This window comes from Natronomonas marina (genome assembly GCF_024298905.1).
Classification (GTDB): Archaea; Halobacteriota; Halobacteria; order Halobacteriales; family Haloarculaceae; genus Natronomonas; species Natronomonas marina.
The window spans coordinates 3,009,466-3,027,503 of record NZ_CP101154.1; the positions used below are offsets into that span (position 1 = coordinate 3,009,466).

Genomic DNA, 18,038 nt, shown 5'->3' on the forward strand with positions numbered 1-18,038 from the left:
TCTCGGGTCGTCGCTGCGGCAGGGGCGTGTCCACGTCGTCACCCCCTCACGACGGGTCGGTCCGGGGGAACCACGGCGGTCCCGATCTCATCGTTCGCTGGCCTCGGCCGTCCCACCGTCCGCCCGTATCCGCGAGAGCCGCATCGCGTTCCCCGTGACGCCGACGGTCATCCCCGCGTCGCCTGCCAGCACTGCCAGCCAGATCGGAACGAACTGGAAGGGGACCCCGACCGCGAGGCCGGCCTTGACGAGGAGACTCGCCCCGATGTTCTGACGGATGACGCCGTTGGCCTCGCCGGCGAGTTCGTAGAGGTACGGCAGCTTCGAGAGGTCGTCGCCCATCAACGCCACGTCGGCCGTCTCCAGTGCCGTATCGGTCCCGGCAGCGCCCATCGCCACGCCGACTGTCGCCGTCGCCATCGCCGGGGCGTCGTTGATGCCGTCACCGACCATCGCGGCGCCGCCGTCGAAAGCCTCGACGAGTTCCTCGACGGCAGCGACCTTCTCGTCGGGGAGCAACTCGGCACGGTACTCGTCGACGCCGACCGCCTCCGCGATGGCCGCCGCGGTCCGCTCGTTGTCGCCGGTGAGCATCACCGTCCGCTCGACACCCATCGACTCGAGTCGCTGGATGGCGGCCGCGGCCTCGGGCCGAATCTCGTCGGCGACGGCGATGATCCCCTCCAGTTCGTCCTCGGTTCCGACGAGGACGACCGTCTTCCCCTCCGACTGGAGTTCGGGAACGGTGTCGGCGAGCAGGTTCAGGCAGTCGTTTCGCTCGCACAGCCGCTGGCTCGTCCGCGTGACGACACCCCCGTCCGTCGTCGCGTGGACGTGCGAGAGGTCGAACCCGAGTTCGGAGAAGAGCCCCGGTTTGCCCGCGTAGTGGGGCGTCCCGTCGAGTTCGGCCTGGACGCCCTTGCCGGTGATGCTCTCGAAGGCCTCGACGTCGCGCTCGGCGACGTCGGCCCCGTCGGCCCGCTGGACGATCGCCTCGCCGATCGGGTGTTCGCTCCGCTTTTCGAGGCCGCGAGCGCACCGCAGCACCTCCGTCTCGGTGTTGCCGTTGAGCGGTATCACGTCGGTTACCGTCAGTTCGCCCTTCGTGAGCGTTCCCGTCTTGTCGAAGGCGACGGCGTCGACCGCACCCATCGCTTCGAGGTGCGACCCGCCCTTGACGAGGACGCCGTTCTTGGCCGCCGACGTGAGCCCCGAGACGACCGAGACGGGCGTCGAGATGACGAACGCACACGGACAGGCCAACACGAGCAACGTCAGCCCGTTGACCACGGCCTGTGGCCACGTCGTTCCGAGTACGAACGGCCCGCCCAGCGTCACGAGTACCGCGAAGACGACCACTGCGGGGGTGTAGTAGGCGGCGAACCGTTCGACGAACTGCTCCCGTTCGGTCCGGTTGGACTGGGCGTCCTCGATCATCTCGACGATGCGCGAGAGGGTGTCCTCGCCGGCCGCCGACGTGACCTCGATTTCGAGGTATCCCCCCTCGTTTATCGTGCCGGCGTACACCTCGTCGCCGGTCGTCTTGTCCACCGGCACCGACTCGCCGGTGATGGGGGCCTGGTTGACCGCGCTGTCGCCCGCGACCACGTCGCCGTCCATCGGGATCTTCTCGCCCGGCCTGACCGCGACCACGTCGCCGACGGCGACGTCCTCGACGGGGACCGTCTCGGTATCCTCGCCGCGTTTGACCGTCGCCTCGTCGGGGGAGAGATCCATCAGTTCCTGCAGCGAGTCCCGCGCCCGGTCCATCGAGGCCCGTTCGAGGAGTTCCGCGAAGCTGAAAAGCACTGCCAGCGTCGCGGCCTCGAAGTAGAGGGCCTCACCGAAGGCCAGGCTGGCCGCGAGCGCCCCCAGGATGGCGACGGTCATCAGGAAGTCGATGTCCAGGTTCAGGTTCCTCGCCGAGAAGTAGCCGCTCCGGACGATGGACTGTCCGGCGACCCCGACGGCGACCAGAAACAGCGCGTCCGCAACCGAGAGCGGTTCGCCGAGGACGCTCGCCAGTTCGGGGTCGACTCCCGCGAGGAAGAACTCCAGTACGAGCCCGCCCGCCAGAAAGGCCGCGCCTACGCCCGTCTTCTTCGCCCGCCTGCTCCGCCAGACCCCGTCGGCACTCCCGTGATCGTGGCCGCCGTTCTCGTCGGTCCCGCCGCCGTCGCTGTCGGCGACCTCGTAGCCCGCGCTCTCGATGGCGGCGACGAGGTCGGCCTCGGAGACGGTTTCGGCGTCGTAGGAGACGACGACTCGACCCGTGGTGGGGTGGGTCTCGTAGCCGGTGATGCCGTCGACCCGGTCCAGGCCGCTCCCCACTTTCCCCGCACAGGAGGCACAGTCCATATCGGGAACCGAGAGCCGGACCGTCGCGTCCTCGCCCATCGCGTCCGCCGAATCCCCGTGGGCGCGTCCACGACGCCCCTCGTCGCGGTCCGCGTCGGTACCGTTCATCGAGTCGAAGTAGTCGTCCCGGATTTATTAATATAGCTGCTAATAACCCGGGGATTTGGAATAAGAGTTATTAATATACTTAAATTTAGTTAACAAATACGGCGTCGTCGGTCCTCCGGGGCGGCGACGGTCAGCACCGGAACTGTCGAGCCACGTTGCCGACAGATCGCCCGGCGGCCGACGAGGGCGGGTCCCGGAGAGGCGTCGGGACGCACCCTCGCCAGCCCCATCGAAGAAGCGTCCCGGCGGCGGACCGGTCTCGACGACCGCTACTGGAAGACCTCGTCGAAGGCGTCGGCGCCGAGCGGCGAGAAGCTCCCGGCGGCCACGTTCTCGGCGACGTGCTCCGGGGAGCCGGTTCCGACGAGCGCGCTCGTCACGCCGGGGGCGCTGCGGGCGAAGTTGATCGCCCGCTGTGCCGGCGTGTCGCCGGCCAGTCTGGCGTCGACCGCCTCCGGAATCTCGCCCGCCGAGGCGAGGTCGCCCTGGAGGATCGACGCCGAGGTGAACACGTCCAGGCCGGCGTCCATCGCAAACTGCAGCGCGCTCCGGGCGCCGTCGGCCCCCTCGTGGGCCTCGAGCGTGAACGCGTCGGCCATGTGGACGTTGAACGGCAACTGGACGGCCCGGAAGTGCGTGGCGGCCGTCCCCGCACGGTCCGAGGCGCGGCGGGCGCGGGCGACGACCTCGGGCAGCGAGAGGTACTTCTCGTGGTCCGGCGGCACCCGGAAGGCCTCCCAGGTGGCGACGCCGTAGTGCCGGAGGTCGCCGGCGGCGGCCCGCTCCTCCAGTCGCGTGAAGGCGTCCTCGAGGCGGTCGTAGACCCTCTCGCGGTCGAACCGGGCCAGTTGTGCCTCGGGGTTGTGGACGTAGTAGAGATCGACGGCGTCGAGGTCGAGGTTCGACAGCGACCGCTCGAGACTCCACTCGAGGAAGTCGGGCGCGATGGCGTTGCCCATCACGAGGTCGTCGGCGTCGACGATTCCGGGGGCGACGTACTCCGATTCGATGTAGGCGGCCGCGTCGCGGGGCCGCTCGCCATCGAAGGGGACGAACCCGCCCTTGGTGGCGACGAGGAGCGCCTCGCGGTCGACGTCGGCGGTCTCGACGGCCCGGCCGACGACCCGCTCGGAGCGCTGGTGGCGGTAGTTGACGGCCGTGTCGACGACGTTGACGCCGCTCTCGAAGGCCTCGACGAGCGCCTCGTGGTAGCGCTCGTCGGCGGCGTCGGTCGCCTCGCCCAGGTACGTGCCGACCCCGACCGAGGAGACGAGACAGTCCGCGAACCGCCGGAAGTACGTCCGGGCGAACCGCTCGTGGAAGCGGTCGCGGTAGGCCCACGTCGCCGATTCCGTTGCCATACCACCCCTTGGCGAGTGTACGACAAAAACACCCCGCACGGATGCGGCCGACGGGCAGGGACGGTCCGTCGGCGCCGGGCGAGCGACGGGAGACCGGAGGACGGTCCGCCCGATATGTCTTCCGTAACTATATCCGCACGGTCGTCAGGACGAGCCATGCGACGACGCGACGTACTCCGGTCGGGGGCAGCGGCCGGGGCGATTGCCCTCGTCGGCTGTACGGATCGGTCCGGCGGGCCGGCCTTCGAGGAGAGGTTCGAGAACGGCCTCGGCGACTGGGAGAGCGGTGCCGCCATCGGCCCCGAGGTCGACCTCGCGGCGTTCGAGTGGGAACTCGGCGTCTCCGACGCCGAGGCCGCTTCGGGCGAGCGCTCCCTTCGCATCTGGAACGAGGGCGACCACGACGACGGCGTGACCTGGGGCGTCCACCCGGTGTCGGTCGAGGCCGACCGGGGCGACGTGATCGCGGTCACCGCACGGTTCTGGAGCGAGTCGGAGTCGTTCAACACGCTCCGGGACGCCGTGGTGCGGCTCGGTCCCGAGCGGCCCGAAGTCGAGGCGGACTTCCCCAACCCGGGCGTGAACACGACGGCGCTCGGGGAGACGCCCTACGGCGGCCTCCGTGAGCCGCTGTGGCTGGCCGACGGCTGGCGGGAGTACGCCTTCGAGTGGACGACGCCCGAACTCCCGACCGACCGACTGTACCTCGCCCTCGGGACCGCCGTCATCTGGGAGGGCGACGCGACCCACTACGTCGACGACGTCACCGTCGGGGTCGACGGCGGATGACGACGGTACTCAACGGGCTGCTCGGCGGCCTCCTGGTCGGGGTCCTCGCCGCAACCGTGACCCGATCCGTCGATACGGAACCGTCCGCGTGGGCGGCCCGGACGACGGACGCACTGGGGGTCCGAACGGTGGCAGCCCGGTGGCTGGACGGCGCAACCCGGGTCGCCTACGGCGGCGTCGGCGGCGGTGCTCTCGTCGCGCTCGAACTGTACGTGCTCGGAGTACTCGCCGTGCCGCCGACGGTCGGGGAGGCGTTCGGGATGGCGGTCGCCTGGAGCGCACTCCTGTTCGCCGTCCGGGTTCTCTTCGCCCGGGTCGGGCCCTCGCCGGATCGCTCGCGGCTCGTCGCACCCCTCGTCTACCACCTGGTCTACGGGCTCGGCCTCGGCGTCTGGATACGGCTGACCTGGATCACCTGACCGCACGACCCCGGACGCCAGCCGGTCACGGGGCGAGCCCCATCCGCCGTGCTCCTCTGTGGACGAGTTCGAGCAGGGTCCAGAAACAGTATATCAGAACCCCGACGATGATCCAGGCCCGGACGAGGCCGAACCAGTGTTCCGGTCCGTGCATGTCGGGTCCGTTCCACTCGGGGACAATTATGTCTTTGTGCGCGAAACCGCCCGTTCTCCGGCTCGAGCGTGCGCCGGCGAACGGGTCGATATTCGCCTCGGAACGCTGTCGTACACACCCGGCACCGGGCGACCAACGGAGCGTTTTATTACGATGACGAGCGAATCGAGAATAGCATGGGCATAATCGACCGTCTCAGGATCGGGTTCGGCATGGCACGACGGAGCGGCCGCGTGTTGCGAGCCCACCCGAAGCTGTTCGTGTTTCCGCTCCTCGGCGGACTGTCGGGAATCGCCTTTCTGATTACGCTGTTCGGAAGCCTCCTCGTCGCCGGCCCGCTCTTCGAAGAACCCGGTCCGGCGATTTATGCGGCGCTGTTCGTCGCGTATCTCGTCGAGACGTTCCTCGCCTCGTTCTTCACCGCCGCGTTGGTGTCGGCCACCCGGACGGTCTTCCACGGCGAGGAGCCGTCGATACGTGACGCGTTGGCCGCCGCCTGGCAGCGAAAGCTACCGTTGCTGGTCTGGTCGCTCGCGGCGGCGGTTATCGGCGTGGTTCTCCGGATGATCGAGGGCCAGGACAACCTCGTTGCCCAGATCGCCGCGGCCGTCTTCGCCGTGGCGTGGAGCGTAATGACGTACTTCGTCGTCCCGGTGATCGTCTTCCGCGACCCCTCGCCGACGGAGATGTTCGAAGAGAGCGCGAGGACGTTCAAAGACACATGGGGCGAGTCTATCGGTGCGATGGGAACCATCGACGTCGTGACGCTGTTGTTGGTGCTCGGCGGCGTCGCACTCGGCGGCGTGACGTTCGTCGTTACGTCCGGAACGGGGGCGCTCCAGCTCGTTTCGACCGTCCTGATCGGGGGCGCTGCCGTCGTGGTCGGGTTGCTGGTCGGGAAGGCGCTCACCGGTGTCGCCAAGACTGCGCTGTACGTCTACGCGACCGAACGTACCGCCCCCGAGTACTTCGACGATATGGACTTCACCGAGCTAAGCAGGCCGTGACGCCGCCGCGTCGGTGTCGAACGTCGATCGGAGGACGTTCGACGAGAGAGGTGTTCCGTCGACCCCGATCCGAGCTACCGGGCGATCGTACGCCGGCGACGCGGGAACGTCGCCACTGCAGACGCACAGCGACGGTCGATGTCGACGTGGTTCAAATAGCCGGCGGGCGTGAACGGATCATGAACCGTCGGCATTTCGTAGCGGCTGCAGCGGCGACCTCGGTGGCCGGGTGTACGGGACTGTTCGGCAGCGAGCAGCGTAGCCGGCTGGACCTCACCGTCCAGAACGAGGGGACGGAGCCGATCATCGTCCGGGTGGTGGTCGTCGACGACGACGGGACGACCTACGAGGACACCTCCGACCGGGTCGAGGGCGGAGTGGCGCGCGCCTTCGAGGTGGTCGGCGGCACGGACGGCCGCCACGAGGCGACCGTCACCGGGGACGACTGGGAGGGCCAAGTGGCCTGGGACGCCGGAACCTGTGCGCTATTCGACGGACGGGTCAGGCTCACCGACGGCAGCGTCGAGGTCGCAAGCGAGTGCGTCGACTTCAGGTAGCCACCGGGAACGCCCGAATCGGACGGGGAGGATATGGCGCGTTCCACACGACCGCCTGATACTTATGCTGCTGGACGCTCCAGTTCGAGTATCACACGACCTGACGAACGGGGTGGACGGGTCGGGGGACAGCCTCGACCGTCGGTCACGCGGCGGCTCGTGGCTCGCCTGAGCGGGCCCTCCAGCGGGCCGGCAGCCACGGCAGTGGTGTCCTCGGTCGGCGTCGTGCTGAGCTGGTGGCACGCGACCGTGCTGGTGGGCTCGATGGGAGCCCCGGCCGTGGCCCTTCTCGGGACGGTCGTCCTGCTTGTCGTCTCGTTGCTGTTGATCGTGGCGGGTGGGTGGCTCTCGCTCGGTTCGGTCGCCCCCGAGACGGCGGTCCGGACCGGCGGCTGGGTCCTCCTCATGACGGCCGCCTTCGGCACCATCGGGGTGCTCGTCTCGTTGCATCTGGACTTCGTGCTCGCGGGGTTCGACGGCGGTCCACTCGTCGCGGACCTGGTCACGGTCGGCGCCGCGGTCGGCTTTCTCGTCGGCCAGTACGACGCCCGAGGGCGACGGTACCGGGCGGCGATGAACGAGGAACGGGACCGGTTCGCCAGCCTGTTCGACAACCTGCCGAACCCGGCGGCCCACTACCGTCTCGAAGGCGACTCGGCGGTCGTCCTCGATACGAACGGAGCCTTCGCGGAGGTCTTCGGCGTCGACGAGGCGACGGCACGCGGGCGGTCGCTCGGAGCGCTCGTCGCGCCCGGAGGAGCGGCCTCGGAAGCCGGCCGGCGGAGCCACGACCCGCCCGACGGGGCGGCCGCCACGTCCGAGGCGCAACGGGTGACCGCGAACGGGCTCCGCGATTTCCAGGTCATCACCGTTCCCTACGATGGTTCCGAAGGGTTCTCGATATGGATCGACGTGACCGACCGGAAGCTCCAGTTGCGGCGCCTCGAGGTGCTCAACCGGGTGCTTCGACACGACCTCCGGACTGACGCGGCCATCATTTCGGGACACGCCGACCTGCTGTCGGATTCGCCGGAGGCCGAGACCATCCGCGAGCGCGCGCTGGCGATGGCCGAGCGCGGGTCGACCGCCCGACGGGTCGAGGATGCCCTCGGGGATAGCACCGAGCGACGGTCCCTCGATCTCGCTACCGTGGTCGAACGCGAGCTCGCGGACCTCGACGGCGCGACGGTCGAGGCCGACCTGCGAGAGGCCACGGTGCGTGGGTCGAACGCCCTGGGGATGGCCATCGACGAACTGCTCGAGAACGCCGTCGAGCACAACGACGCGGCCGACCCCATGGTCCGGGTCACCATCGCCGACGACGCCGGGGACCGCGACGCCGGAGGCCGGTTCGTCACGCTCGAGATTGCCGATGACGGGCCGGGCCTCCCCGAGATGGAACGGGAGGTGTTCGAGACGAACTCGGAGACGCCGCTGCAACACTCCAGCGGCCTCGGACTCTGGCTCGCCCGCTGGGTCGTCGCGGACCTCGGCGGCGAGATAACCATCGACGACCGGGAGCCGCAGGGAACCGTGGTGAGGCTGCGCCTCCCCCGTGCGGAGAGCGCCACGTTCACCGCCGTGGAATCGGCGTAGCCGACCCCGGGTCCGGAACGCCGGTTCGCGACTGGGAACTGGTATTTATAATTTTTGGTTCGTTGGAGCCACGTTGCACGCTTCAGTCGCCTTCTATACCGTAGCTGTCGAAGAATCACGTGCAATCATGGCAAGCGACACAGTCGAAAACATCGAACGACTCCCCGCCGCGGAGATAGAATCCACCATCAGTTCGGTCAAGAAGATGCTGATGGTCGGCGCCGTCTTCGCGGTCGTGGGGTACCTGCTCATCGGTTTCGCGCTGTTCCTCGAGCTGACGGAGTTCCACCCGCTGCTGGACGCGTTCTTCGGCGAACAGACCCAGCACAGTCTCGCTGGCGGCGGCCCCGACCGGGCGGGTGACGGTGCGCTCAACTCCCAGCTGGCCGCGATTCACAGTTTCCCGTCGATGCTGCTGTGGCTCAAACTCGGCGGCATCGGCCACATCCTCGTCGGCATCTTCGTCGCCCTGGCGGCCATCGTCCGCGTCCTCAGCCTGATGCCGCACCGGCTGAGCTACGAGATGCAGCGCGCCCAGGAGACCGCAGCGGCCTCCGGCGGCGACGCCTCGCCCGCCGACGACTGACCACGCAGGCCCGCCACCCGTCCATCGACCTCGACGGTACGCGACCCCCATCGGCCGTACCCACGCGAGCGAGGGGTGGACCCGCGTCGGCGCCGCTCGCCCACGTCGCCGAAACGAGACGCCGGAGCTGGGGCCCGGGCTCCCTACGAGGACACCGAATGACCGTACGCAGACGCGACGTGCTCGCGTGTCTGGCCGCGATGAGCGACGCCGAAACCGGCCGGACCACGACCGTCGCGGCGCTCTCCGCCGCCCTCGATGCGAACGAGGCGACCGTCGCCGAGCACGTCACCCGACTGGCTGCCGGCGATCTTGCCGTCCGGGCGCCCGATGCGGGCGTCCGTGTTACCGTGACCGGCGAGGAGCTGCTCGAACTGGGCGCCGAGAGCGTGGTTGTCGTTCCCCCCTCGCCGGACGACGCCGGCGGGGACGGGGGCGAGTGACCCCCGGCAATTATACTGAGCCCCTCCGAACGACATACCGAACGGGGGCCTGTGATCCGATGTCAGACGCCGCGGACGGCACCGGCGGTGACTCCGAGCACGTCCAGTACGATCCGTCTTCGAGCCAGTACACGATCTTCGAGTGTCCGGACTGTGACAACACCGTACTCGCGCTCGGGCGCGACGACCCGCCGATGTCGTGTCACGACCGGCCGATGGAGCCGGTGACCGACGTCGAGATGCGGGTCAAACCGCCCGAGGTCCGGCAGGTGCTGCTCGACGCCTTCGGTCTCCCGAAGACCGGACTGGACATCTGTCTGTGCGTCATCGGCGACGGTCCCCTCTCGGCGAGCGAGGTCGCCGACACGCTCGGCTACGACCGCAGCACCGTCACGCGCTACCTGAACAAGCTGGTCGAGCTGGGGCTACTGCGGCGCTCGGAGCTGAACCGCGAGGACGGCGGCATCGTCAAGGCGTACCACTCGGTCGACCTCGAGCGGATGCGCCGGGAGACGCTCGTCGGTTTTTACGTGTGGGCCGGCGAGGCGGCGTCGCTGATCGAGGAGGCGAACCTGACCAAACAGGACTACCTCGAGGAGAACCCCGACAGGGAGCTGCCGGACGTGTTCTGGGAATCGTTCGCCGACGAGTAAGTCCTTCAGAACCGCGGTAACGTGTGGGACCGACTGCATGTTCGACGGCACCGCACGGACGCGGCGCGCTTTCGTGTCGTGCCCCCTCTCGTCTAACGGATGGTAGCGGAAGACAGGATTCCGGCGAGCGCGGGGCGGGTACTGGACGGCTACGACGTCGGTCGGGGGTTTGGCGACGCCTGTCCGAGCTGTGGACGGGAGTACGCACCCGGCGACCGCCTCGTCGTTCGGATCGAACGGAGCTCCGAAGCGGCGGGCTGGGACGTCCCGTCGGTCGTCTGTGCCGGGTGTGGCCGCCGTTCGTTCACCGAGGACGAACGACGAGCCGGTGCCGAGCAGATACTGGTCTCCATCGAGGCCGTGCCGGCCCCGATGGCGCTCGTCCTCGACGCCGAGAGCGCCCGTCTGATCGACCGCTCGCCGAAGGCGGATGCGTGAGAGCCGTCCGAGCGTTCGGTCACACGCCGTGAGGAGGGCGAAATAGTTACGTTCCGACGTTCGCTCTAGAACGGCCGAGGACGGAACGGTTGGACTCCGTCGACACGCAGCGAACGGTTTCAGGTCATGCACGACGAGGAAGACAGAACGCGGGAGGTCACGACCGAGTCGGAGGATGCCAGGAGTCGGGCGGCCGCCGACGAGCGGTACCGGAAGGTCTTCGAACACAGCAACGACGCCGTCATGCTGGTCGACATCGAGACCGAAGCGTTCGTCGACGTCAACCCGGCGGCGTGTGAGATGCTGGGATACAGCCGGCGCGAACTGCTGTCGATGGCTCCCGACGACATCCACCCGGACGACATCGACCGGGTTCGCGAGGAGTTCATCTCGCAGGTCACCGAGCAGGGAAGCGGGTTCACCGACGATCTGACCTGCCTGACGAAGGACGGTCGCGAGATTCCGACCCAGATATCCGGAGCGGCCCTGAACCCTCCCGCGGACGGACGCGAGCCGAAGCGGATGATAGCGATGCTTCGGGACGTCTCCGACCGCGTCCGACACCGGCAGGAACTCGAAGAGAAGATAGAGCGGCTGGACCGCTTCGCCAGCATCGTCTCACACGACCTGAAGACCCCTCTCACGGTCATCGAGGGGCACGCGAAGCTCGCACGGGAAACGGGAGACGCGGAGCACTTCGACGCCATCGAGGGAGCAGTCGACCGGATGGACGAGATGTTGACGGAACTCCTGCAACTGACGAGAGAGGGCGACCTGGTCGGGGAGCGAACCGAAATCGATCTGGAACGCCTCGCGCGCGACGTCTGGAACGACTGCGAACTCGACCCGGCGACGCTCGAGGTCGAATCGTCGATGAACGTTCGCGCGGATCGGGACAGGCTGCGCGAACTCCTCGCGAACCTCTTCGAGAACGCTCACGCCCACGGCGGATCGTCGGTGACGGTCCGCGTCGGACCGCTCGAAACCGCGGGCGAGGCGGGGTTCTACGTCGAAGACGACGGGCCTGGAATCCCGCCGGACGAACGGGGAACCGTCCTCGAGTGGGGTCACACCACGACCGAGGACGGAACCGGGTTCGGCCTCGCCATCGTCGACGAGATCGTGGACGCTCACGGGTGGGAGATACGCGTCGACGATGCCGAGACGGGTGGCGCTCGGTTCGAGATCGTCGTCGACGGGGCCTGAAGACGGGTTCGGCGTCGCCCGGCGACCGATAGAGATGGACGGCCGAGCGGGTCCGGAACGACCGCCGCTACGCGAGGACGCCGGCGCCGAGGAACGCCCCCAGGACCACGCCGTAGACGACGTGGACCGTCCCGAACATCGTCATCATGTCGCGGTCGGGCTCCATCCCGATGACCGCCCGCATCCAGAAGGCCATCCCGACGACCATGAGAACGATACCGTAGGCGAGGCCGAGGCCGGCGGCGACGGCGATGGAGTCCAGCGCCAGCCCGGCCAGCGGGACCCCGACGGCGAAGACGGCGCCGGCCACGACGCCGTACACCAGGTGCAACACCATGCCCGGCATGGCGTAATCCTCCGGGTCCCCGCCCGCGAACTTCGCGACCAGACTCGCCGTCGGCGGCGGGCCGCCGTCACCCATCACCATCATCACGACTGTCATCACTATCGTTGCGACGAGTCCGCCAGCGAGACCGGCGATAACTGATGCCATGTGTTCGGTTCGAACCGGACGGGAGTGGTATTAATCCGCGATTCGAACGTGCAACGAGCGTACACACCGACGAAGCCCGTGGGGGGCAGCAGACGTTCGTTCCGATCCCGGAGGAACCACCCGCTCGCGTCGGGGTCGTTTCGACGCCGAAGGCAGTTCGTCCGGACCCCGGGCACAGCTATTTGCTGTGCGCGGCCGTAACCGACCGACGTATGAGCGAGTCCACGAACGATTACGACCACGAGGTAGTGGTGGTCGGCGGCGGCCCCGCCGGAATGACCGCGGCGCTGTACAGCACGAGACTGGGCCACGATACGGCCGTCGTCGACCGGGGAGGCGGGCGGGCGGCGATGATGCAGGAGGTCCACAACCTCCTCGGCGTCACCGAGGAGACCAGCGGCGGGGAGTTTCTCGGTACCGGCCGGAAGCAACTGGAGGCGTACGGCTGTGACGTCCACCGCGACATGGTCACCACCTGCTCGCGGGACGACGCCGACGGCATCCGGCTGTCGGGCAACGACGCCACCTACGCGGCCGACCGTGTCGTCCTGGCGACCGGGTTCAACGACATCCGGCCCGACCCGCCGCTACCCCGGACGGGGCGAGGGCTCCACTACTGCCTGCACTGTGATGCACACATGTTCGTCGACCAGTCGGTGTACGTGATGGGCTACGGCGAGAGCGCCGCCCACGTTGCCGCGCTGATGTTGAACTTCACCGACGAGGTCGACCTGCTCACCCGCGGCGACGACCCCGAGTGGGGCGATGAGACTGCCGCGATGCTCGAGGGCCACCCCATCGACGTCGTCCACGACGACGTTACCGGCGTCCGGAACGGCGAGGACGGCTGGCTGAAGGCCCTGGAATTCGAGGACGGAACCGTCCGCGAGTACAAGGGCGGCTTTGCGATGTACGGCGCCGACTACAACAACGGTCTCGCCCGGGAACTCGGCTGTGACATCAACGACGACGGTACCATCGAGGTCGACGACCACGGGCGAACCTCGGTCGAGGACATCTACGCCGTCGGGGACTGTACGCCCGGCCACAACCAGGTGCCGGTCGCGCTCGGACAGGGCGCGAAGGCCGGCATCGACATCCACTTTCAGTTGCGGGACTTCCCCCGCGACCCCGATCTGCTCGAGGAGGAGGGCCCGGTCCGGGCCGAGGCAGTCCCCGGCATTCCGGACGAACTCCTCGAACAGGCAGTCGACTTCCACACGTACGAGTGACCGGTAACCGTTCGATGGCGCCCCGTTCCGGTGGTACGTTCCGACCGAACCGGTCGAGGCACTCACCGCCTCCCCTCGTCCGTTCTCAGGGCTGCTCGTCGAGGGATTCGGTTGCCCGCTCCTGGCCCAGTTCCATCAGGTTTCGAGGAATTCGGAGTCGCGGTCGACCTTCGTCGAACAGTGGAACCGCTCGCCCATTCAGATGCGGTGGACGGACGTCTTCGAGAACTCGTCGGCGGGAAGGTGACCCTCTTCGCCCCCGCTCGTTGACGCGCTCTATGAATTTCAGTTCCTGGTTGAGCGAGATGTTGCCGGAGCGCTCGAGATACTCGAAATCGAGGTCGCATCCGGGTCGCCGGCCGCCGGTCGTGACCTAAATACTGTCACCCGTCTCCGCGGGAGCCTGATAATTCCCGAGACAGAGGGGAACCGAGTCAGCGCGACCGATACCGTCCCGGAGGTGGGCAATCGGTACCCCGTCGCCGTCGAGCCCGGAGTCAACGACGAGGTGATGAACCTGCTCCGAGGGTAGCTGGAAGTGTATCGAGCGAGGTCGGGAGTACGCACCCGAGGCGGACGTCCTCGACATCGGCCACGTCGCCTTCGAACTCTACGGGGACAGCGCCGGTGACCACTCCCGGCAGCCCCAGCACCGCAACGGGAACATCCCGCGGGACTGTGCCGAGGGGTACGACGACGGGCGCGGCACCCGAGACGGCATCGAGTCCGTCGAGCGGAACCTGCCAACCACCGAGCCCGGAGAGGCGTAGGCGTCCCCGCATCCGGCCGGTTTACCGCGATCCGTACACGCCCACCGCTCACAGCTCGCCGTTCATCGCGGCGAACAGCCGCGCTTCCAGCTCTCGCGGGGCGTCCTCGGCGGCGGCCGTCTCGGGCAGCGCCACCTTCCCGCCGTCTGGCAGCGGTATCTGGCCGCCACCCATGCGGGCGTGGCCGCCGGCGTCGGCCTCCGGGAAGCTCTCGAAGGCGGCGTCCAGCGCCTTCCCCATGTGGACCCGGTCGTCGCGCGACCGGCCGGAGGCGTGGAGCGTGCCGTTCCGCTCGCCGGTGACGACGGCGGCGGTGACGCCCTCGAGTCTGACGAGTTCCTCGACGGCGGTGGGGAGCGCGTCGGTGTTGTCGACGCGGCCGACGTGGCTGACGAGGAAGGAGCCGTCCACCCGGCGTCGCTGGATCGCCGTCGCCTTCACGTCGAGCGTCTCGCCGTCGACCTGCGGGTTGGCGATCCGATCGAGCGCGTCCGCGTCGGCGGCCGGAAAGAGGAAGGCGGCGGCGTCGAACTCCGCCGGGGTACAGCCGCGAGTGAACGACGTCGTGTCCGCCTGGATGCCGTACAGCAGGCCGGTCGCCAGTTTCGAGGGCAGCCCCGTCTCGCCGCCGGCGCGTTCGTACCCCTGCTCGCGGAGGTACTCGGTGAGGATGCTCGCACACGAACCGCGGTCCGAACGGACGTCGGTGAACGCCTGCCCCTCGCCGTTGCCGGGGTGGTGATCGACGACGGCGTAGGGGTCGAGTCCCTCCGCGCCGGCGAAGCCGCGTGGCTCGTTGTGGTCGACGAGGACGACGTCGTCGGCCGCGAGGTCGATGTCGGTCTCGATGTGGTCGAACTCACACTCCAGTACCGTCTCGAAGGCGCGGTTCTCCGGGTGGCGGATCTGACCGGCGTACTGTATCGTGGCGCCGGTGTCGACCGACCGGGCGAGGGCGGCGACCGCCAGCGCCGAGGCCATCGCGTCCGGGTCCGGGTTCGGGTGCATGAGGACGGACACCGAATCGGAGTCGGCGAGGGCGGCGACGAACCGGTCGCCCTTCGTCCGGGAGAGGCGCCGCCACAGGTAGAGACCAGCGACCAGGGTCAGGAGCGCGGCGACGACCACGGCAGCAGCGAGTTCCGGCCGCTGGAGGGCCGCCTCGAGCAACCGACTGCCGACGGCTGTCGCTTCGTCGGCGACCCGGTTCTGCATACCTCAGGGTTGACCGCCCCTGGAATAAGTTTCTTCGGGCGACGGCTACCGGCGGGCGTCGATGGCCGCCCGGTAGCCCTCCCGGTAGGTCGGATACGAGAACTCGTAGCCGAGTTCGCGGAGTCGGGCGTTCGAGCAGCGCTTGCTCGTCAGGATGCGACGGCGGGCCGGCTCCGAGAGGTCGTCCTCCAGCCGCTCGGCCTTCGTCCGCTTCGGCGGCCGCTCGACGCCGCACTCGTCGGCCAGCCAGTCGGCGAAGGCCCACTTCTCGACCGGTTCGTCGTCGACCGCGAGTAGCAGGTCCTCGTCGGTCGACTCCAGCATGAACCGGACGACGCCGGCCGCGTCGTCGCGGTGGATCATGTTCAGGTAGCCCTCGGTGACCGGGCCATCGAGGTACCGATCCAGTCGGTAGCGATCCGGGCCGTACAGGCCGGCGAACCTGGCGACGGCGCCGTCGATGCCGAACTCGGGCGCGACCTCGCGGGCGATCCGTTCGGCCTCGGCGAGCACGCGCGTCTTCTCGGTCGTCGGGTCCAGCGGCGTCGTCTCGTCGACCCAGTCGCCGCCGTGGTCGCCGTAGACGCCCGTACTGGAGGTGTACACCAGCCGTTCGGGCGGCGACTCGCGCGCGCCGAAGGTCTCGATCACGGTCCGCAGCCCCTCGACGTAGACCCGCTCTGCGGCCTCGGGGCCGCGGCCGCCCGAGGAGGCCGCGAAGACCAGGGCGTCGACGTCGGGCACCGCAGCCAGGTCGTCGGCGTTCGTCACGTCGGCACGAACCGCCTCGGCGCCGGTCGACTCGACGGCCGCCATCCCCTCGTCCGACCGGCGGACGCCGACGACGTCGTGGTCGCCCCGGAGCTGTCGGGCGAGTTCCAGGCCGACGTAGCCGCAGCCGAGTATTCCGACGCGCATGGCTACGTCTTGCTCTCGATGTACTGCTGGAGGAGCGCGAACTCCTCGAGGGTGATGGGGAACCGACCCTCCACCTTCGACTGGATCTCGCGGGCCTCCAGTCGCCCGCCGAGGCCGGACTCGACGGCCTCGACGTCCAGCACCGCGGTCGTCATCCCCATCAGCAACGCGTCCCGGGAGGTCGTCGCAATAGTTTCTGCGTCCGGCGTCTCCTCCAGCACCGCGAGCACCGCCGCGGCCTCCTCGAGGGTCAACTCGGGGGAGTCGTCCGCCTCGAGGGCCCGCAGTGTCGACTCGTCGACGCCCGAGCGTGCGGCCACCTCGGCGACGCCGTGGCTCTCGAGGACGGCGAGCAGTTCGGCCTCGTACAGTTCCCGGAGCTCCGCCGGCGTGAGCGAACCGGGATCGTCGACGATGTCGTGAAACATTCGAGTACGGGGAAGTTCGCACGCTCGGCTCGTAAGACTCCCGGTTTTCGACGCCGCAGACCTGCCACTTCCGGGATTTTCAGTCGACCGTCACTTCGTAGTACTCGGTGAACTTCACGACGTCACAGCGACGGAACGTATCGGCGACGGACTCGTCGACGTCGACCGGTTCGTCCGGTTCGAACTGCGAGAGGTGGGATTTGGCGGGCCAGTCGAGTTCGTCGACGTGTCGGACCCGCGAATCCGCCGAAACCGCGTCGACCGGCCGCATCGTTACGCTCGTATCCATGCTACCACGTACCACAACCCTCTGGAAGCTCTTCAAATTTTCCCCGGTCGTTGCGATGACTGTTCATAATACCGTCTATATCTTCAATAGAATTGAATGATTATCAACCCTTTCGGACGGCGTTCGCTTTCCTTCCCCGTCTCGGCGGCGGGACGGGGGACGCAGCGGCGCGACGACGGTCACCCTCGGGACCCCCATCTCGCGTCGGGGTTCCAGACCGTCTCGGCCGCGAACTCGCGGACTGCGGCGGTGTACTCGTCGGGGCGCTCGACGCTGCAGGTGTGTCCCGCCGCGGGAATCTCCCGGGCCTCCGCTGCGGACAGCGACCTCGCAAGCGTCCTCGCGGCGTCGGGGTTGAGACGGTCCTCGGTCCCGTTCAACAGCAGCATCGGACCGTCGAAGGCGCGCAGTTTCGCCGCCAGGTCGAGACCGGCGAGCGCCATCGCTCCCTGTCCGTAGCCGGCCAGCGAGACGCCGCCTTCGAGGATAGCGACGACGACCTCCGGCGGGAGCGGGCCGTCCTCGAGGTCGGCCGCGACGCCCTCGCGGAACCGGCGTTCGAGCGGGTCGACCGCCGCCCGGACCCGGTTGAACAGCCCGGCGAGCCACGTCGTCGCTCCGAGGGCGCCCCGGTAGTCCGCGCTGGCACCCGAAAGCACCAGGCCGGCGACCCGACCCGGCCGCCCGGCAGCGTACTCGGCGGCGACGTACCCGCCCAGCGACTGGCCGACGACCAGCGCCGGCTCCGCCGCGTGTGTCCCCAGGAGGTCCTCGAGGATGCCGACCGCGGCCTCGAAGGTGAACCGCTCGTCGGCCCGACGGCCGTGTCCCGGCAGGTCCGGCGCGATCACGCGGTACTCCGCTTCGAGCGCCCGGAGCTGGGGCAGCCACATCCGCCAGGAGAGGCCGGCACCGTGAACGAACGCGATCGGACGGCCGTCCACCGGTCCGCCGACGTAGACGGAGTCCTCGACGACGTCGATCACCGACCGACCGCCCCCGCGTCGTCGAGGAGTTC

Annotated in this window: 20 protein-coding genes; 11 read left to right on the forward strand and 9 right to left on the reverse strand. The window is 68.6% G+C overall.

Annotation, left to right across the window (positions count from 1 at the left end; translation table 11 throughout):
• Nucleotides 1–87 precede the first annotated feature (87 nt).
• On the reverse strand, nucleotides 88–2,466 hold the full coding sequence (locus tag NLF94_RS15830; protein ID WP_434085365.1) for a heavy metal translocating P-type ATPase: 2,379 nt from the start codon (nucleotides 2,464–2,466) through the stop codon (nucleotides 88–90).
• 269 nt (nucleotides 2,467–2,735) lie between these two features.
• Entirely contained in the window at nucleotides 2,736–3,827 is a 1,092-nt protein-coding gene (locus NLF94_RS15835; protein ID WP_254838602.1) for an aldo/keto reductase, read from the reverse strand.
• 156 nt (nucleotides 3,828–3,983) lie between these two features.
• Here NLF94_RS15835 and NLF94_RS15840 point away from each other — a divergent pair, with 156 nt between their 5' ends.
• Nucleotides 3,984–4,616 carry a hypothetical protein gene (locus tag NLF94_RS15840; RefSeq protein ID WP_254838603.1) on the forward strand — a complete coding sequence of 211 codons (633 nt, stop codon included), beginning with the start codon at nucleotides 3,984–3,986 and terminating at the stop codon, nucleotides 4,614–4,616.
• Nucleotides 4,613–5,035 carry a hypothetical protein gene (locus NLF94_RS15845; protein ID WP_254838604.1) on the forward strand — a complete coding sequence of 141 codons (423 nt, stop codon included), beginning with the start codon at nucleotides 4,613–4,615 and terminating at the stop codon, nucleotides 5,033–5,035. Before NLF94_RS15840 ends, NLF94_RS15845 begins: the two co-directional genes overlap by 4 nt.
• A gap of 25 nt (nucleotides 5,036–5,060) precedes the next feature.
• On the opposite strand, the gene NLF94_RS20815 is transcribed toward NLF94_RS15845, so the two are convergent.
• Nucleotides 5,061–5,189 carry a hypothetical protein gene (locus NLF94_RS20815; protein ID WP_256558638.1) on the reverse strand — a complete coding sequence of 43 codons (129 nt, stop codon included), beginning with the start codon at nucleotides 5,187–5,189 and terminating at the stop codon, nucleotides 5,061–5,063.
• Between the two features lie 176 nt (nucleotides 5,190–5,365).
• Here NLF94_RS20815 and NLF94_RS15850 point away from each other — a divergent pair, with 176 nt between their 5' ends.
• From NLF94_RS15850 to NLF94_RS15885, 8 genes are all read left to right on the forward strand, one after another.
• Nucleotides 5,366–6,196: a DUF6159 family protein gene (locus NLF94_RS15850; RefSeq protein ID WP_254838605.1), complete on the forward strand. Its 831-nt coding sequence runs from the start codon at nucleotides 5,366–5,368 to the stop codon at nucleotides 6,194–6,196.
• Between the two features lie 179 nt (nucleotides 6,197–6,375).
• On the forward strand, nucleotides 6,376–6,753 hold the full coding sequence (locus NLF94_RS15855; RefSeq protein ID WP_254838606.1) for a hypothetical protein: 378 nt from the start codon (nucleotides 6,376–6,378) through the stop codon (nucleotides 6,751–6,753).
• A gap of 159 nt (nucleotides 6,754–6,912) precedes the next feature.
• Nucleotides 6,913–8,349 (forward strand): PAS domain-containing sensor histidine kinase, encoded by a 1,437-nt coding sequence (locus NLF94_RS15860; RefSeq protein WP_254838607.1) that lies wholly within the window; start codon nucleotides 6,913–6,915, stop codon nucleotides 8,347–8,349.
• Between the two features lie 127 nt (nucleotides 8,350–8,476).
• Nucleotides 8,477–8,935 carry a hypothetical protein gene (locus tag NLF94_RS15865; protein WP_254838608.1) on the forward strand — a complete coding sequence of 153 codons (459 nt, stop codon included), beginning with the start codon at nucleotides 8,477–8,479 and terminating at the stop codon, nucleotides 8,933–8,935.
• 158 nt (nucleotides 8,936–9,093) lie between these two features.
• Nucleotides 9,094–9,378, forward strand: a complete 285-nt coding sequence (locus NLF94_RS15870; RefSeq protein WP_254838609.1) for a helix-turn-helix domain-containing protein — start codon at nucleotides 9,094–9,096, stop codon at nucleotides 9,376–9,378.
• A 59-nt stretch (nucleotides 9,379–9,437) separates the two neighbouring features.
• Nucleotides 9,438–10,031, forward strand: a complete 594-nt coding sequence (locus NLF94_RS15875; protein ID WP_254838610.1) for a helix-turn-helix domain-containing protein — start codon at nucleotides 9,438–9,440, stop codon at nucleotides 10,029–10,031.
• A gap of 99 nt (nucleotides 10,032–10,130) precedes the next feature.
• The gene (locus NLF94_RS15880) at nucleotides 10,131–10,469 is read left to right on the forward strand and encodes a DUF8112 family protein (RefSeq protein WP_254838611.1); all 339 of its coding nucleotides are present in this window, start codon (nucleotides 10,131–10,133) and stop codon (nucleotides 10,467–10,469) included.
• 126 nt (nucleotides 10,470–10,595) lie between these two features.
• Nucleotides 10,596–11,675 (forward strand): PAS domain-containing sensor histidine kinase, encoded by a 1,080-nt coding sequence (locus NLF94_RS15885; RefSeq protein WP_254838612.1) that lies wholly within the window; start codon nucleotides 10,596–10,598, stop codon nucleotides 11,673–11,675.
• 67 nt (nucleotides 11,676–11,742) lie between these two features.
• Here the strand turns inward: NLF94_RS15885 and NLF94_RS15890 are convergent, their stop codons facing one another.
• Nucleotides 11,743–12,168, reverse strand: a complete 426-nt coding sequence (locus NLF94_RS15890; protein ID WP_254838613.1) for a hypothetical protein — start codon at nucleotides 12,166–12,168, stop codon at nucleotides 11,743–11,745.
• Nucleotides 12,169–12,380: 212 nt separating this feature from the next.
• Between NLF94_RS15890 and NLF94_RS15895 the strand changes: the two genes are divergently transcribed.
• Complete coding sequence (locus tag NLF94_RS15895) at nucleotides 12,381–13,400, forward strand: NAD(P)/FAD-dependent oxidoreductase (protein ID WP_254838614.1); 1,020 nt, start codon at nucleotides 12,381–12,383, stop codon at nucleotides 13,398–13,400.
• A gap of 818 nt (nucleotides 13,401–14,218) precedes the next feature.
• Here NLF94_RS15895 and NLF94_RS15900 read toward each other — a convergent pair.
• From NLF94_RS15900 to NLF94_RS15920, 5 genes are all read right to left on the reverse strand, one after another.
• Nucleotides 14,219–15,385 (reverse strand): DHH family phosphoesterase, encoded by a 1,167-nt coding sequence (locus NLF94_RS15900; protein WP_254838615.1) that lies wholly within the window; start codon nucleotides 15,383–15,385, stop codon nucleotides 14,219–14,221.
• A 45-nt stretch (nucleotides 15,386–15,430) separates the two neighbouring features.
• Complete coding sequence (locus NLF94_RS15905; RefSeq protein WP_254838616.1) at nucleotides 15,431–16,303, reverse strand: SDR family oxidoreductase; 873 nt, start codon at nucleotides 16,301–16,303, stop codon at nucleotides 15,431–15,433.
• 2 nt (nucleotides 16,304–16,305) lie between these two features.
• Nucleotides 16,306–16,731: a DUF5791 family protein gene (locus tag NLF94_RS15910; protein WP_254838617.1), complete on the reverse strand. Its 426-nt coding sequence runs from the start codon at nucleotides 16,729–16,731 to the stop codon at nucleotides 16,306–16,308.
• 79 nt (nucleotides 16,732–16,810) lie between these two features.
• Nucleotides 16,811–17,020: a hypothetical protein gene (locus NLF94_RS15915; RefSeq protein ID WP_254838618.1), complete on the reverse strand. Its 210-nt coding sequence runs from the start codon at nucleotides 17,018–17,020 to the stop codon at nucleotides 16,811–16,813.
• Nucleotides 17,021–17,199: 179 nt separating this feature from the next.
• On the reverse strand, nucleotides 17,200–18,006 hold the full coding sequence (locus tag NLF94_RS15920) for an alpha/beta fold hydrolase (protein WP_254838619.1): 807 nt from the start codon (nucleotides 18,004–18,006) through the stop codon (nucleotides 17,200–17,202).
• Nucleotides 18,007–18,038: the final 32 nt, after the last annotated feature.